Annotated in this window: 13 protein-coding genes and 1 tRNA gene; 6 read left to right on the forward strand and 8 right to left on the reverse strand. The window is 53.9% G+C overall.

From position 1 onward, the window contains the following. Positions 1-35: 35 nt before the first annotated feature. Positions 36-1,814 (forward strand): aldehyde ferredoxin oxidoreductase family protein, encoded by a 1,779-nt coding sequence (locus tag OS112_02960; protein ID WAC05604.1) that lies wholly within the window; start codon positions 36-38, stop codon positions 1,812-1,814. A gap of 197 nt (positions 1,815-2,011) precedes the next feature. Then, positions 2,012-2,581 (forward strand): FKBP-type peptidyl-prolyl cis-trans isomerase, encoded by a 570-nt coding sequence (locus tag OS112_02965; GenBank protein ID WAC05605.1) that lies wholly within the window; start codon positions 2,012-2,014, stop codon positions 2,579-2,581. A 29-nt stretch (positions 2,582-2,610) separates the two neighbouring features. Here OS112_02965 and OS112_02970 read toward each other — a convergent pair. The 6 genes from OS112_02970 to OS112_02995 all read right to left on the reverse strand — a co-directional run bounded on the left by OS112_02970 (position 2,611) and on the right by OS112_02995 (position 6,586). Further along, positions 2,611-2,682: transfer RNA gene (locus OS112_02970), tRNA-Val, on the reverse strand. 132 nt (positions 2,683-2,814) lie between these two features. Further along, positions 2,815-3,711: a pyruvate synthase subunit PorB gene (porB, locus tag OS112_02975; GenBank protein WAC05606.1), complete on the reverse strand. Its 897-nt coding sequence runs from the start codon at positions 3,709-3,711 to the stop codon at positions 2,815-2,817. 2 nt (positions 3,712-3,713) lie between these two features. Next, positions 3,714-4,868: a pyruvate synthase subunit PorA gene (gene porA, locus OS112_02980; GenBank protein WAC05607.1), complete on the reverse strand. Its 1,155-nt coding sequence runs from the start codon at positions 4,866-4,868 to the stop codon at positions 3,714-3,716. After that, the gene (locus OS112_02985) at positions 4,869-5,129 is read right to left on the reverse strand and encodes a 4Fe-4S binding protein (GenBank protein ID WAC05608.1); all 261 of its coding nucleotides are present in this window, start codon (positions 5,127-5,129) and stop codon (positions 4,869-4,871) included. Beyond that, entirely contained in the window at positions 5,130-5,672 is a 543-nt protein-coding gene (locus OS112_02990) for a pyruvate ferredoxin oxidoreductase subunit gamma (protein WAC05609.1), read from the reverse strand. Positions 5,673-5,713: 41 nt separating this feature from the next. Continuing rightward, the gene (locus tag OS112_02995; protein ID WAC05610.1) at positions 5,714-6,586 is read right to left on the reverse strand and encodes a methanogenesis marker 12 protein; all 873 of its coding nucleotides are present in this window, start codon (positions 6,584-6,586) and stop codon (positions 5,714-5,716) included. A 39-nt stretch (positions 6,587-6,625) separates the two neighbouring features. Between OS112_02995 and OS112_03000 the strand changes: the two genes are divergently transcribed. From OS112_03000 to mch, 4 genes are all read left to right on the forward strand, one after another. Then, a complete protein-coding gene (locus OS112_03000) occupies positions 6,626-7,561 on the forward strand; it encodes an NAD-dependent epimerase/dehydratase family protein (protein WAC06127.1) in 936 nt (311 codons plus the stop codon). Positions 7,562-7,573: 12 nt separating this feature from the next. Then, complete coding sequence (locus tag OS112_03005; protein WAC05611.1) at positions 7,574-8,725, forward strand: cofactor-independent phosphoglycerate mutase; 1,152 nt, start codon at positions 7,574-7,576, stop codon at positions 8,723-8,725. A 308-nt stretch (positions 8,726-9,033) separates the two neighbouring features. After that, positions 9,034-10,158, forward strand: coding sequence for an ORC1-type DNA replication protein (locus OS112_03010; protein WAC05612.1), 1,125 nt, complete (start codon positions 9,034-9,036; stop codon positions 10,156-10,158). A 67-nt stretch (positions 10,159-10,225) separates the two neighbouring features. Next, positions 10,226-11,170: a methenyltetrahydromethanopterin cyclohydrolase gene (gene mch / locus OS112_03015; protein WAC05613.1), complete on the forward strand. Its 945-nt coding sequence runs from the start codon at positions 10,226-10,228 to the stop codon at positions 11,168-11,170. Positions 11,171-11,326: 156 nt separating this feature from the next. Here mch and OS112_03020 read toward each other — a convergent pair whose 3' ends face one another. Beyond that, the gene (locus OS112_03020; protein WAC05614.1) at positions 11,327-11,947 is read right to left on the reverse strand and encodes a DUF5803 family protein; all 621 of its coding nucleotides are present in this window, start codon (positions 11,945-11,947) and stop codon (positions 11,327-11,329) included. Beyond that, the gene (gene thrC, locus OS112_03025) at positions 11,884-13,089 is read right to left on the reverse strand and encodes a threonine synthase (GenBank protein WAC05615.1); all 1,206 of its coding nucleotides are present in this window, start codon (positions 13,087-13,089) and stop codon (positions 11,884-11,886) included. The genes OS112_03020 and thrC overlap by 64 nt, the downstream gene beginning before the upstream one ends. Between the last annotated feature and the right edge of the window lie 9 nt (positions 13,090-13,098).

Below are 13,098 nucleotides of genomic sequence, written 5' to 3' on the forward strand. Positions count from 1 at the left end.
AAATACCGTGCAATAGTGATATTTCCGGTATATCCATGGACGGTTATGCAGGTTTTATTCTGTCGGTTGACCTGACCCACCGGTCAACCAGTGTACAACGTCTTCCCGAAGAGTGGAAACGGAGATATATCGGTGGGCGGGGGGTAGGGGTCAGGATAGTGCTGGACCTCGTTGATCCTCTGATTGACCCGCTTTCTGACAAAAATATCCTGGTCTTTGCCGCAGGACTTCTGACGGGCAGTAAAATGCCGATGGGTTCGAGGTACGATGTCGTGACAAAATCCCCGCTGACCGGCACCCTGTCGACTGCAAACAGCGGCGGCTTTTTTGGAACAGAAATGAAGCGGGCCGGGTTTGATGTCGTCGTTATCGGGGGAAAGTCAAATACTCCTGTATACCTGTGGATCAATGACGGGACCGCAGAAATACGGGACGCATCTGCGCTCTGGGGAAAAACTACGGGTGACACCACAACAGGAATTCAGGGTATGCTGGGCGACCCTGCGGTTCGTGTTGCCTGCATCGGTCCGGCAGGCGAGCATCAATGCCTGATAGCAGCTATCATCAATGAGAGGAGCAGGGCGGCTGCAAGGGGAGGAACCGGTGCGGTCATGGGGTCAAAACTGCTCAAGGCGATTGCGGTGAAGGGCACCGGTGCGGTCATGGCAGCAGACCCCGCGCGGTTTGCGGGTGTCGTAACTTCTATGCGCGAGCGACTGAAAACAGGAGGCCTGACATCAGGCGGGCTCAACAAATACGGTACGGCAGCGCTCCTGCAGCTGATAAACCAGCACAACCTCCTCCCTGTCAACAACCACCAGCAGAACAGCTTTGCTGATTCCGATAAGGTGTCCGGTGAAGAACTGGCACGATCGTTTCTTAAAAATAAAAAAGGGTGCTATTCGTGTCCTGTCGCCTGCGGCAGGGAATGCGAGATTGACGGGCAACTCGGCGGCGGCCCGGAATACGAGACCATCTGGGCGTTCGGGCCGGACTGCGGAGTCTCCGATCTTCGTGCGATCATAAGGGCAAACAACCTGTGCAACGATTACGGGCTGGATACAATATCGACCGGCGTCACAATCGCATGCGCAATGGAATTGTCCGAGAAAGGGTACCTGCCATATACCGTCCGGTATGGGGATAAAGATGCAATTGTCAACCTCGTTCGCATGATCGCATACCGTGCCGGGATTGGAGACGAGCTGGCTGATGGATCGTTCCGGTTTGCCGCCAGGTACGGGCACCCCGAGCTTTCGATGAGCGCAAAAAAACTTGAGGTTCCCGCATATGACCCCCGCGGGTTGCAGGGGCAGGGACTCGAATATGCAACATCTGTCCGTGGTGCATGCCATGTATACGGGAACATGCTCTACCCGGAGTTACTTGGAGTACCGGTGAAACTCGATCCCTTTGTCACGCAGGGAAAAGCGCACTGGACAAAAACCATGCAGGACCTTGCCGCAGCAGTTGACGCATCGGGCATGTGCCTGTTTGGCGGCAGAGCAATTGGTGCAGCTGAGTATGCTGCAATGGTATCCGCGCTGACCGGCTGGACTATGGACGAGCGGGAATTCCTGCAGGTCGGTGAAAGGATATGGAACCTGCAGAAGATCTTCAATCTCAAAGCCGGGTTCGGGCGCGACGACGATACCCTCCCACAACGAATGCTGTCAGAGCCGCTCAAAGACGGCGCGCCGAAAGGGCAGGTATGGCACCGGGATGCGCTTCTGTCGGAATATTATGCGGAACGGGGTTGGGATGAACAAGGATGGCCGACAAAGGAAAAACTAACAGAACTCGGAATTGGGTAAACGGTTTTTTTAATAAATCCTTCGTTTATCGAAAATCCCTGGTATAAAACTCCAATCAATCCATATGATGGGCAAATTCAAGAGCAAACTCCGTCAGGGGATCGTAACAAAGCAAAAACCAGATCCCGTGCCAGTCCCCACGTTCCTGCCCCGCCGGACTGCAAGAGCCTTATTGCACGAATGCATAGATCATGAGGATGAAGAAATCTGAGAAACTGAAAGGAAAGGACAAGACAGAGGCAAAAAAACAGACCTATATCCGCTACGGGATTGCGGCTGCAGCCTGCTGCGCTGTTTTGGCAATTGTTTTGTTCCTTGTTCTCAGTCCAACGGGTGCCAAAACAGGGGATTCCGTTTCAGTACTCTACATCGGTACACTCGAGAACGGGACGGTCTTTGACTCAAACTTAAACAAGACACCGCTTACCTTCACGCTGGGTGCACACACGGTAATCCCCGGCTTTGAGGACGCGGTCATCGGAATGAACAAGGGTGAGGTTAAGACAGTCCACATACCTGTCGACAGGGCATACGGTCAGTACCAAAGCGAGCTTTTAAGTACAGTAAGCCGGTCGTTGTTTCCGGCCGACGCGCCACCTGTTACCGGCATGTATTACTCGGTCAGAAATCCGACAGATAGCTCGGTTAATGTCGTTAAGGTTGTCAATGTCATGCAGGATTCCGTGACAATTGACCAGAACCACATGCTGGCTGGGCAGAACCTGACGTTCATGATCCGCCTTATCGGCATCAACTTAGTAAAATAAGAAATATTTTTTTTAATAACCCCGGTTTATGGGCCCGGCCGGATTCGAACCGGCGACCTCCGCCGTGTAAGGGCGACGTCATACCGCTAGACCACGAGCCCGATAACCTACTAATGTCCCCGTTTGTAAATAATAACATTACTGCTTTTTGTCATGGTATGAGCGATTGAAACTTTAATTTAAAAAAATTAATGGAATAACTTCACGGGAAAACCTGCAAAAAATGGAGGTGATCATTCTTTTTTCAACTTAATCTCAAGACCGAATTTCTCGAAATTTTTATCCGCCATCGCCTGTATGGCGGCGATCTCGGCGTCCTGCCGTTTGGGTTTGAAAAGGTGGCGGAACCTCTTCTGGGCCTTAAGATATTCCTCGACTGGTTTTTTTACAACCTTTTTGGCCTTTGTGACCTTGCCATCGACCATCTCGTAGTTCACCCAGAGCCCGGTCTCGATCGCAAGCTTGGCGACCGCGATCGTCTGCTCGCCCTCAAATCCCCAGCCGGTACAGCAAGGGGCGTGCACCTGAACATAACAGGGCCCTTTGGTGTTGATCGCTTTTTCGACTTTCTGCATCAGGTCGGCAGGATAAGCAATCGATGCCGTTGCGACATAAGGAGCCCCATGGGCTGCAATGATCTGCGGCATATCCTTTTTCGGGCGCTTGTTCCCAAATGAGCAGGAACCGGCAGGGCTTGTCGTTGTGCTTGCATCGTAGGGCGTGGCACCGGAACGCTGGATGCCCGTGTTCATGTACGCTTCGTTATCATAGCAGATGTAGGTGAGGTCATGGCCCCGCTCAAACGCGCCGCTGATGCAGATCATACCGATATCGAACGTTGCACCGTCACCCGCTATGATCACGACTTTCTCGCTCCTCCCCTGCTTTTTCAACGATGCTTCGACACCGGAAGCGACCGCTGATGCGTTCTCGAAGAGCGAGTGGATCCATGGCACCTTCCACGCCGTTTCGGGGTACGGAGTTGAGAACACTTCCATGCACCCGGTGGAGGAGACGACGATGGTATTTGTACCGGCGCCTTTCATGACGAGACGTGCCGCAAGTGCAGCGCCGCATCCCCCGCAGGCCCGGTGCCCGCAGTCGAATAATTCCAGTGACTTGTCGACCATGATTACAGCACCTCCTTACGCAGCCCATAGAATTGGTCGCCAACACCCTTTTCAGCAAGCGCAACTATTTCCTTGATATCTTTTTTACGCACATCCCTTCCGCCAAGTCCGAGGACATAGCCTTTTACCGGGACCGTGGATCCGTAGAGGGCATCCCTGATCTCGAGAACGACTGCTCCTTTTGCGCCAAGCGAGATGTTCTTGTCAAGTACAGCCACACGCTTTGTTCTGGACAGGGCCTGTACAATCTCTTCAGAAGGGAACGGGCGGAAGACGCGGATCCTGAGCAGGCCGACCTTTTTTCCTTCCTCCCTCATCTCATCGATAGAGTCCTTTATTGTCCCGCAGACGGAACCCATCGCAACGATCGCCGTTTCTGCATCATCGAGCCGGTAACTTTCGACTAACGAGCTGTAATCCCTGCCAAACAAGGTTTTAAACTCATTTCCTGCCTTTTTTATTACATCTTTTGCCCTCTTTGCCGCGTTATCGATCTCGTACCGGAACTCGTGATAATAGTCCGGTGTCGCATACATCCCGAAGCTGATCGGGTCGGCGGCATCAAGCCGCTGGTAAGGGGTAAACTTCGGGAGGAATTTGTCCACGTCTTCCTGAGAGAGCATATCGATGGGTTCATAGGTATGGGACAGGATAAAGCCGTCAAAGCAGACGAGTGCGGGTAGCAGGACTGAATGGTCTTCTGCGACACGGTAAGCGATGAAGTGCAGGTCGGTCGCTTCCTGGTTGTCCTCGGCATAGAACTGGAGCCAGCCTGAGTCGCGCAGGGAGATCGAGTCCTGCTGGTCGTTCCAGATCGACAGAGGCGCACCCATCGCCCGGTTTGCAATTGTCATGATGATAGGCAGGCGCATACCGGCAGCATTGAAGCAGACCTCGAACATGAGCGCAAGCCCCTGGGATGTTGTTGCTGAGTAGACCCGGGAGCCTGCTGCACTCGCGCCAACACATGCGGAGAGCGCCGACAATTCATTTTCAACCGTGATGTAATCGGCATCGAGCTTGCAGTTGGCCACCATATCGGCAAGCGCTTCCACGATATGGGTCTGAGGCGTAATCGGGTAAGCGGAAACCACCTGTGGTCGGCAGAGCCGGACCGCTTCTGCCACCGCATGCGACCCCTCGGTAATTTCCATCATCTACTTCTCCTCCTGTTTCATCGTGATCGCTTCCCCGGGGCATTCCTCCGCGCAGAGCCCGCAGCCCTTGCAGTAGGCGTAATCAGGCTGGACAAATCCCTCTTCAGTCTCATGGATGCACCCTTCAGGACAGATAGTCTGGCACATCCCGCATTGTGTGCACTTCTCATGGTCGAAGATCGGTCTGAAAACCCTCCACGAACCGGTCTTATTATCCCGGGCTTTTCCCGGTTTTGCCCGGCATCCGATTGCAAGCGCCATTTATTTTCCCCCCTTTACCGTCTCAAATGCGATCCTGGCCGCCTCAATATTTTTGAGCGCAAGTTCCCTGGGGAACCGGTGGTTAAGCGCATTTTCAAGTGCTGAAAATTTGATTTCACCGCTTGCAGCGGCAAATGCACCCATGAGCGAGGTGTTGGTGATCGGGAGCCCGATCGCCTTGAGAGCGATCGAGGTGGCATCGATCGTGATCAGCTTCACGCCGTCAGGGACCCTGTAATCGGGAGCCTTCTCGGTATTCACGATCACGATCCCTCCCTTCTTGACTCCTAAAAACACGTTCACGTCCTTGATCAGTGTGCTGTCCTGCACAATGATGTAATCCGGTTCATAGACCTGGCTCCTTTTCCGGATTTTTTTGTCATCGAATCGCACAAATGCCTGCACCGGCGCCCCGCGACGTTCGACGCCGAACGCTGGGAATGCCTGTGCAAAGACCCCGCCTTCGAACGCGGCGACGGCAATCAGCTCGGCAGCGGTGACAGAACCCTGCCCGCCCCTGCCATGGATACGCAGTTCTCTCAAGAAAAATCCCCAGTAATCTTACATGATGAATCATTATAAATCTACAGATCCACACTGAGGCCGAGGATCTCCTGAGTCCCACAAAAAACGTCGTGCGCAATCCGTGCAAGCCCCCGGGAAGCGCACCACTCGTCATAAATGGCGATATCCTTTTTTAGCAGCATGCGGATTTCAGGAGCAATAACCGGCGCAAGGGAGCCCGCAAGGGCGATCCGCGCTTTGTGGTTCAGCAGGAGCATCGCCGCACATTCCATTGCGGAGAACATTGCAACCGTCCGAATCCGTTCCTCTACCGGTATGGTGAAGTCCACACCTGCATGCTGGAATGCTTCGTTTGCCGTGCATTCCCCGGCATCAACGCGTCGTATGGCATTGACATCTAGAGCGCCGTGCCGGGTACCGGGTGCAAAGATGCAGGCATCGAGAGCCCCGGTGATTTTCCCGTTTGTTATAAGGAGCGTAACCGTATTTGAACTTACATCGGACACGATCACGTTGTGCCCGAGCAGGTGGCATACTTCATACGCAATGCCGATCTTCTCCGGGCTGGCCTGGTGTGAATACACCCTGAAGCGCGGATCACCGGGTGTTCCACGGTGGATCCCCGGAATGACAACAGTGGGAATGCCGCTCTTTTTAACCTCGTCAAATACGCGGGTCCCCCCGCCAATATGCTTGCCTGCCCCCTCCCGGCTGACAAGCCCCCGGTTGGCCACCCTGTCAATGGATGTGATCTTTGAAAAATTATCCCCCATTGAATAGGAAAGCGCAATCCCCTCGATCTCGTCAGGCGGGCATATGACTGCAAGGTCAGATATCGTAAAAGAAGTCGCCTGTTGCCGCGATATCTTGAACTCTCCCGATGTACCGGCAAAGCGCATCGCGGTCGTGCCATGATCGATCCCGATGAACATAGCAGTAATCCTATAGCATGGATTACATAATAGTTTATGATGTTTGATATCGTGACCGGCGGTGCCGGGTTCATAGGCTCTCATCTTGTTGATACGCTCGTGGCGCGGGGTGACCGTGTTACGGTGATTGATTCGCTCAGTGCGGGGTCCCGAGACAATATCGCGGGTCACCTGAAAAATGACCGGGTAAACCTCGTTGTTGCCGATCTCCTCTCTGATGGATGGCAGGGTGCGTGCAAGGGTGCCGACCGGATCTATCATCTGGCAGCTGACCCTGATGTGAGGCAGAGTGCACTCTCACCAGAAGGTCCGGTTAATAACAATATCCTTGCCACATTCCGGGTCCTCGAAGCAATACGGCTTCATGCGATCCCTGAAATTGTCTTCACATCCACATCGACAGTGTATGGCAATGCAGCGGTTATCCCGACCCCGGAGGACTACGCTCCGCTCGAACCGGTATCGGTCTATGGCGCAAGCAAACTTGCCTGCGAAGCGCTGATCTCTGCATACAGCCATTCGTTCTCCGCAAGGTCGTGGAATTTCCGGTTTGCGAACATCATCGGACCTCGCAGTGGTCATGGGGTGATCCCCGATTTTGTCAAAAAATTGCGTGAGAATCCCCGCGAGCTCGAGATCCTTGGCGACGGGAAGCAGATCAAATCCTATCTTGACGTTGAGGAATGTGTTGCCGCCATGTTGTTTGCCGTTGACCATGCGGGTGCGCAGGTAAATACCCTCAACATCGGGTCAGAAGACTGGATCGATGTGACGACCATCGCCGATATCGTGGCAGGGGAGATGGGATTTACAAAAGTGAGGTACCGTTTTACCGGAGGGGAACGCGGCTGGATCGGGGATGTGCCCCGGATGCAGTTATCCCTTGCACGGATCAAATCGCTGGGTTGGAAACCGAACCATGGTTCTGAGGAAAGCGTGCGGATGGCAGCCAGGGCGGCAGTCGCCGGACAATAGGGCGGGGTGTCCGTGAAGTACATTGTCATTTGCGGGGACGGCATGGCTGACGAACCGCTCGAAGACCTCGGCGGGAATACCCCCCTTGAATATGCCCAAACCCCGAACCTTGACCGGATGGCGCGGGACGGTGCCTGCGGTATTCTCCGTACAATCCCTGACGGGTTTGAAGCGGGCAGTGATATTGCGAACATGTCGATCCTCGGGTATGACCCCGCTACATATTATACGGGCAGGGGGCCTCTCGAAGCAATGAGTATGGGCATCGATCTTGCGCCCGATGATATTGCGTACCGGTGCAACCTTGTCACCATCAATAGCGGGGTGATGCAGGACTTCTCTGCCGGACATATCTCCAGCGCGGAGGGTGCTGCCCTTCTTGCCTCACTTCAGAAGGAAGTTCCCGAGGTGTTCATCAGGTCCGGAGTGAGCTACCGCAACCTTCTCGTTGTCCATCATGGAAAAGGATCTGTCTCAACCCCCCCTCATGATATCGTAGGAAGCCCGGTTGACGGATATCTTGCTGCCGGCACGGATGCCCCGCTCCTTGCACGTTGCATGGAGATAAGCCAAAAAGTGTTTGCCTCGCATCCGGTGAATGCTGCACGGAAAAAGGCAGGCAAACCAGAAGCGACGCAGGTCTGGCCATGGAGCGGGGGGCTTAAACCGGTGTTGCCGTTGTTCATTCAGAAATACGGGAAAAAGGCAGGGATCATATCGGCCGTCGATCTCCTTAAAGGGATTGCACGGTGCGCCGGCATGGAAGTCATCATTGTCCCGGGAGCGACCGGGTATCTTGATACAGATTACGAAGCAAAAGGGCGGTATGCCCTTGAGGCGATCCGGCACCTTGACTTCCTCTATATCCATATAGAAGCACCGGACGAGGCGGGACACCTTGGGAGCATTGAGGAGAAGGTAAAAGCGATCGAGCAGGTTGACAAGGTTGTCGGCATGATACTTGACGGGTTCGATGGCGTGGTCGCTGTGCTGCCCGATCACCCGACGCCGGTCCGGGTAAAGACCCACACCCGTGACCCCGTGCCGTTTGTGGTAAGGGGAAAAGGGAAGGATACAACCCGCCGGTTCACTGAGCGCGAAGCGCAGAACGGAATGTTCGGGACAAAAAACGCACCCGATTTCCTTGCATTCCTGTTCAGCTGAACCGGTATGCCTCAATCACAAAAATCAAAAATCGCCTGACCTGCATCATCCCGGACAGATGGCATCAGTCCCCTGCATCATCACCATTCAGTGGGGGTAACTTTCATCATCTGCCATCCGGTGCAGGTAATGGTACCTAGTTGCTTGCGGGATATAGTGTTAACCCACAATCAGACCGGATCAAATGCGTGATCTTGATATGACACGGCACCAACAAAAATTATAACGATACAAGTCAGCAGGGTGTTACAGTTCCGCGATGACTCACTTTTGGGGCATTGCGAGGCTGAGGCCCCGGGAATGTATGCATGAAGAAGAACCTGCTAATGTGGGACGAGACCCTGTTCCGCGACCCCGAGGTCTTTGAATTCGATTATGTCCCGGAGCAGTTCCAGTTCCGCGAGAACCAGATGCGCGAGCTTGCGTTCCAGATCCGGCCTGGCATGAGGGGGGGACGTCCGCTTAATTCCATCTGCAAAGGGCTCCCCGGCACAGGGAAAACGACCAGTATCCGCAAACTCTTTTCCGAGATCTCTGACGCCACCAAGAAACTGGTCCCGGTCTATGTCAACTGCCAGATCGACAATACCAAGTTTGCAATATTCTCCCAGATCTACCGGAAGCTCACCGGGCACCTCCCCCCGGCATCCGGGACATCGTTTAAGCAGTTGTTCGATGCCATCGCCCGGATCCTGGTAAAAGAAGAGATCGTCCTTTTGGTTGCCCTTGACGATGCCAACTATCTCCTGTATGAAAACGAGATCAACAAGGTGCTCTACACGCTGTTGCGGGCACACGAGGCCTATGAAGGCGTTCGGATCGGAGTGATCGTGATCATCAGTGACCTTGACGTCGACCTTGCCAGGGCGGTCGATGCCCGGGTGACATCGGTGTTCCGCCCTACAGAGATCTATTTTCCGCCGTATGAAGCGGCAGAGATCCGCGAGATCATTGAGGAGAGGGTGATGCAGGGATTATTCCCCGGTGCACTTACGGACGAGATGCTCTCGCTTGTGGTTGAACAGACCCATGAAAGCGGGGACCTGCGTGTCGGCATTGACCTGCTCAAACGGGCAACCATGAGCGCAGAGCGCGCTGCCCGGCGCACTATCGGCAGGGATGATATCTGCGGGGCGTACATGATATCAAAATACCTGCACCTCTCCTTTACTACAAAGACCCTCAGGGACGAGGAGAAAAATATCCTCAAAGCCCTTGCCACAGCAAGCCTGAACGAAAAGGAGATGAATGCAGGGGACGTTCACAAGACAATTTCAGAATCCATCGGGATCGGGTATACCCGGTTTTATGAAGTCATCAAAAAGCTCGATGCGCTGCGCATCATCAACCTTCATTATCGTGAGGGCAAGGGCAGGACACGCCTGATCAGCCTGCGGTATGACCCGCAGAAAGTGCTCGAGTACCTCTCCTGATCCGCAATCATTTGGCAAGGATTATTTATTCGGCAGTCCTCGTGTTATGGTACAGGGGGTAAAGAATATGCTCAGTGTGAACGAACTGGCATTAGAGATTTTCGAAAATCTTGCCGAACTGTCGGAGGAATTCAATGCGGCATACCATGAGCTTGACAATGGTGCACGCATTGTGGATTGTGGTGTGAGCACCCGCGGCGGTTACGCGGCGGGACGTGCATTCACTGAGATCTGCATGGGCGGGCTCGGGGAAGTCAATTTCCGGATGGGGCAAATCAAGGAGTTCCCTCTCCCGTTTATCGATGTCAGCACCGATTTCCCCTCGATCGCGTGCCTCGGGGCGCAGAAAGCCGGCTGGACGATCAAGGTGGGCAACTACTTTGCGATGGGCAGCGGGCCTGCACGGGCGTTATCGCTCAAACCCAAGCACACATTCGAGGTCATTGAGTACGAGGACGACTGCGATGGGGCGGTAATCTGCCTTGAGAGCGACCACCTGCCCAATGGCGAAGTGATGGAGAAGATCGCAGAAGAATGCCATATAGATGTGGGGAATGTCTGCGCGGTTGTCGCCCCGACATCCTCGCTTGTCGGCTCAATACAGGTATCAGGGCGCTGCGTTGAAACCGCCATCTACAAGCTCAACGAGCTTGGGTTTGACACAAAAAAGATCACTGCTGCGATGGGCACGGCACCTGTCCCACCCGTACGGGGGACGAAGCTTGCGATGGGTGTGACTAATGACGCCACCATCTACCACGGGCGGATTATGCTGACCATGAAAGCCCCGGAGATCAAGGATTATCTTGAGAAGATCCCGAGCAGCAAGTCCAAAGGATACGGGAAACCATTCAACGACATCTTCAAGGAGGCGGGTTACGATTTCTACAAGATCGACACCTCGCTGTTCTCACCGGCAGAAGTCGTCATCAATGAGTTGTCCGAGGGCAAAGTATACCATGTCGGCGCAGTCAATACCGATGTGACGCTCAAATCGTTTGGGCTGATATAATTTTTTTATCCTTCTTTAATCCTGTTTCATTTTGCCGGTCAGGTTCTGACCAGCGAAGAATTGTGTTCTTCTTACCCCCAAATGGATAATGTTAAGATAACAAAGTCTGGCAAGAAAAAAGATCGAAAGGAGGCCTTTATTCTTGTTTACTCCTTCTTACTCCTTCTGCCGCATTGTGATAAGAAACGGCACCAGCATTACGATAGCGATCACGACCCAGAAATTGCCAAAAAGATAGAGCAGCGATTCACGGTTTCTATCATAAAACCGGAGGTCAAAATTCATCGTCTTGTTCCACGATACGATGGTTGAGTTATCAGAATTTCCGAAAATTTGTGCTCCCGGGTTCATCCCGGCAAGCAGTGGGTTGCGGACATCGAATTCCTCCGGGAGGGTGACATTGACCTCATATGGGCGTTCGAATGCTGCCTGGAGATGATAGTCCCGCATCGGTGCGGAATACAGGATCGTATAGTTGCCCTTTGAAAATGTGATCGATGAGGTTCCGCTCGTGTTGAACTGGCACGGCGAACAGTTTCCCACAACCCCGATGTTGCCTACTTTCTGGGGGATCCGTTCTCCGAGCACCCCGGACTCAAAAAAATCAAATTTATTCGCATCAACCACATCGACCGAAGCACTGTACAGGCTCCCGTTGGGGAAGACAGAGTACTCTGCGTGGAGCGCTGCGCAGGGGATGACCAGCAGGGCAGTTATAAGTGCAGCGCAGAGAGCAGCGAGGGCAGATCTGCATCGATCTCGGTCGGGGGTTCGCATTGCCTGATCACCGTATCCGGGTCTTTGAGGAGATGGCCGGTGACGACGCAGACGATCCGTTCGGACCGGTCGATCGCACCGCTATTGACGAGTTTTCGCACTCCCGCCACCGATGCGGCGGACGCCGGCTCAACCCCGATCCCCTCCTTTCGCGCAAGGTCGCGCTGCATGCGCAGGATTTCCTCATCGGTCACAGATTCTGCGAGACCGCCGGTCTTGCGTATCGCCGTGAGGGCTTTTTCGGCATTCACCGGTGCCCCAATCCGGATCGCGGTTGCTACGGTTTCGGGGTGAATTTCGGGGATTACTTCCGGCAGTTTATCCCGGATCGCCCGGACAACGGGGCTTGACCCGTACGCCTGGATGCCGGTCATCATCGGAAGTGAATCGATAAACCCCAGATCCTTTAGTTCGAGCAGGCCTTTGTATACCGCTGAGATATTTCCTGCATTGCCGACCGGCAGAACAAACCTGTCCGGGACACCGCCCAGCTGATCAACTGCTTCAAACCCGATTGTCTTCTGGCCTTCGAGCCTATACGGGTTGATAGAGTTGAGGAGGTAGAGCCCGTGTGATAGGCAGAGGTCGTGGACCATCTCAAGTGCACGGTCAAAATTGCCACGGACGGAGATCACGCGTGCACCGTGCATCAGCGCCTGCGCTACCTTGCCGATAGCAACCTTTCCTGCGGGCAGCAGCACAACCGCCGGTATCCCAGCCTTTGCAGCGTACACTGCAAGGCTTGCCGATGTATTTCCGGTACTGGCGCATGCAACACTGCGCTTGTTCAGCTGGAGTGCCATCGATACGCCGACAGTCATCCCCCTATCCTTGAATGAACCTGAAGGGTTCATGCCTTCGTGCTTTGCATAGAGCTGGGAAAGTCCTATCTCTTCGCCGAGACGTTTCAGGTGATACAGGGGTGTTCCCCCTTCCTGCAGGGTGACCGGTTCGATATGCACCGGTAAAAGTTCACGGTATCTCCAGACCGAGAGCGGGCGTTTCTCCCACTCCTTTTTTGATACGGTAATCGTATCCAAATCATAGCTGACAGCGAGAAGGTGACCGCATTTTGTACAATTATAAAGGATCTCGTCAGCTGGAAATGCAGCACCGCAGTTGACGCAAACGAGCCGCTCCATGGAGTATTA

Source organism: Methanoregula sp. (assembly GCA_026625165.1).
Taxonomy (GTDB): Archaea; Halobacteriota; Methanomicrobia; order Methanomicrobiales; family Methanospirillaceae; genus MVRE01.

What these genes read in the sequence shown, in the direction of transcription:
- OS112_02960 (WAC05604.1), top strand. Translation starts at nt 36, where the DNA reads ATGGACGGTTATGCAGGTTTTATTCTGTCGGTTGACCTGACCCACCGG.
- OS112_02965 (WAC05605.1), top strand. Translation starts at nt 2,012, where the DNA reads ATGAAGAAATCTGAGAAACTGAAAGGAAAGGACAAGACAGAGGCAAAA.
- porB (WAC05606.1), bottom strand. Translation starts at nt 3,711, where the DNA reads ATGGTCGACAAGTCACTGGAATTATTCGACTGCGGGCACCGGGCCTGC.
- porA (WAC05607.1), bottom strand. Translation starts at nt 4,868, where the DNA reads ATGATGGAAATTACCGAGGGGTCGCATGCGGTGGCAGAAGCGGTCCGG.
- OS112_02985 (WAC05608.1), bottom strand. Translation starts at nt 5,129, where the DNA reads ATGGCGCTTGCAATCGGATGCCGGGCAAAACCGGGAAAAGCCCGGGAT.
- OS112_02995 (WAC05610.1), bottom strand. Translation starts at nt 6,586, where the DNA reads ATGTTCATCGGGATCGATCATGGCACGACCGCGATGCGCTTTGCCGGT.
- OS112_03000 (WAC06127.1), top strand. Translation starts at nt 6,626, where the DNA reads ATGTTTGATATCGTGACCGGCGGTGCCGGGTTCATAGGCTCTCATCTT.
- OS112_03010 (WAC05612.1), top strand. Translation starts at nt 9,034, where the DNA reads ATGAAGAAGAACCTGCTAATGTGGGACGAGACCCTGTTCCGCGACCCC.
- mch (WAC05613.1), top strand. Translation starts at nt 10,226, where the DNA reads ATGCTCAGTGTGAACGAACTGGCATTAGAGATTTTCGAAAATCTTGCC.
- OS112_03020 (WAC05614.1), bottom strand. Translation starts at nt 11,947, where the DNA reads ATGCGAACCCCCGACCGAGATCGATGCAGATCTGCCCTCGCTGCTCTC.
- thrC (WAC05615.1), bottom strand. Translation starts at nt 13,089, where the DNA reads ATGGAGCGGCTCGTTTGCGTCAACTGCGGTGCTGCATTTCCAGCTGAC.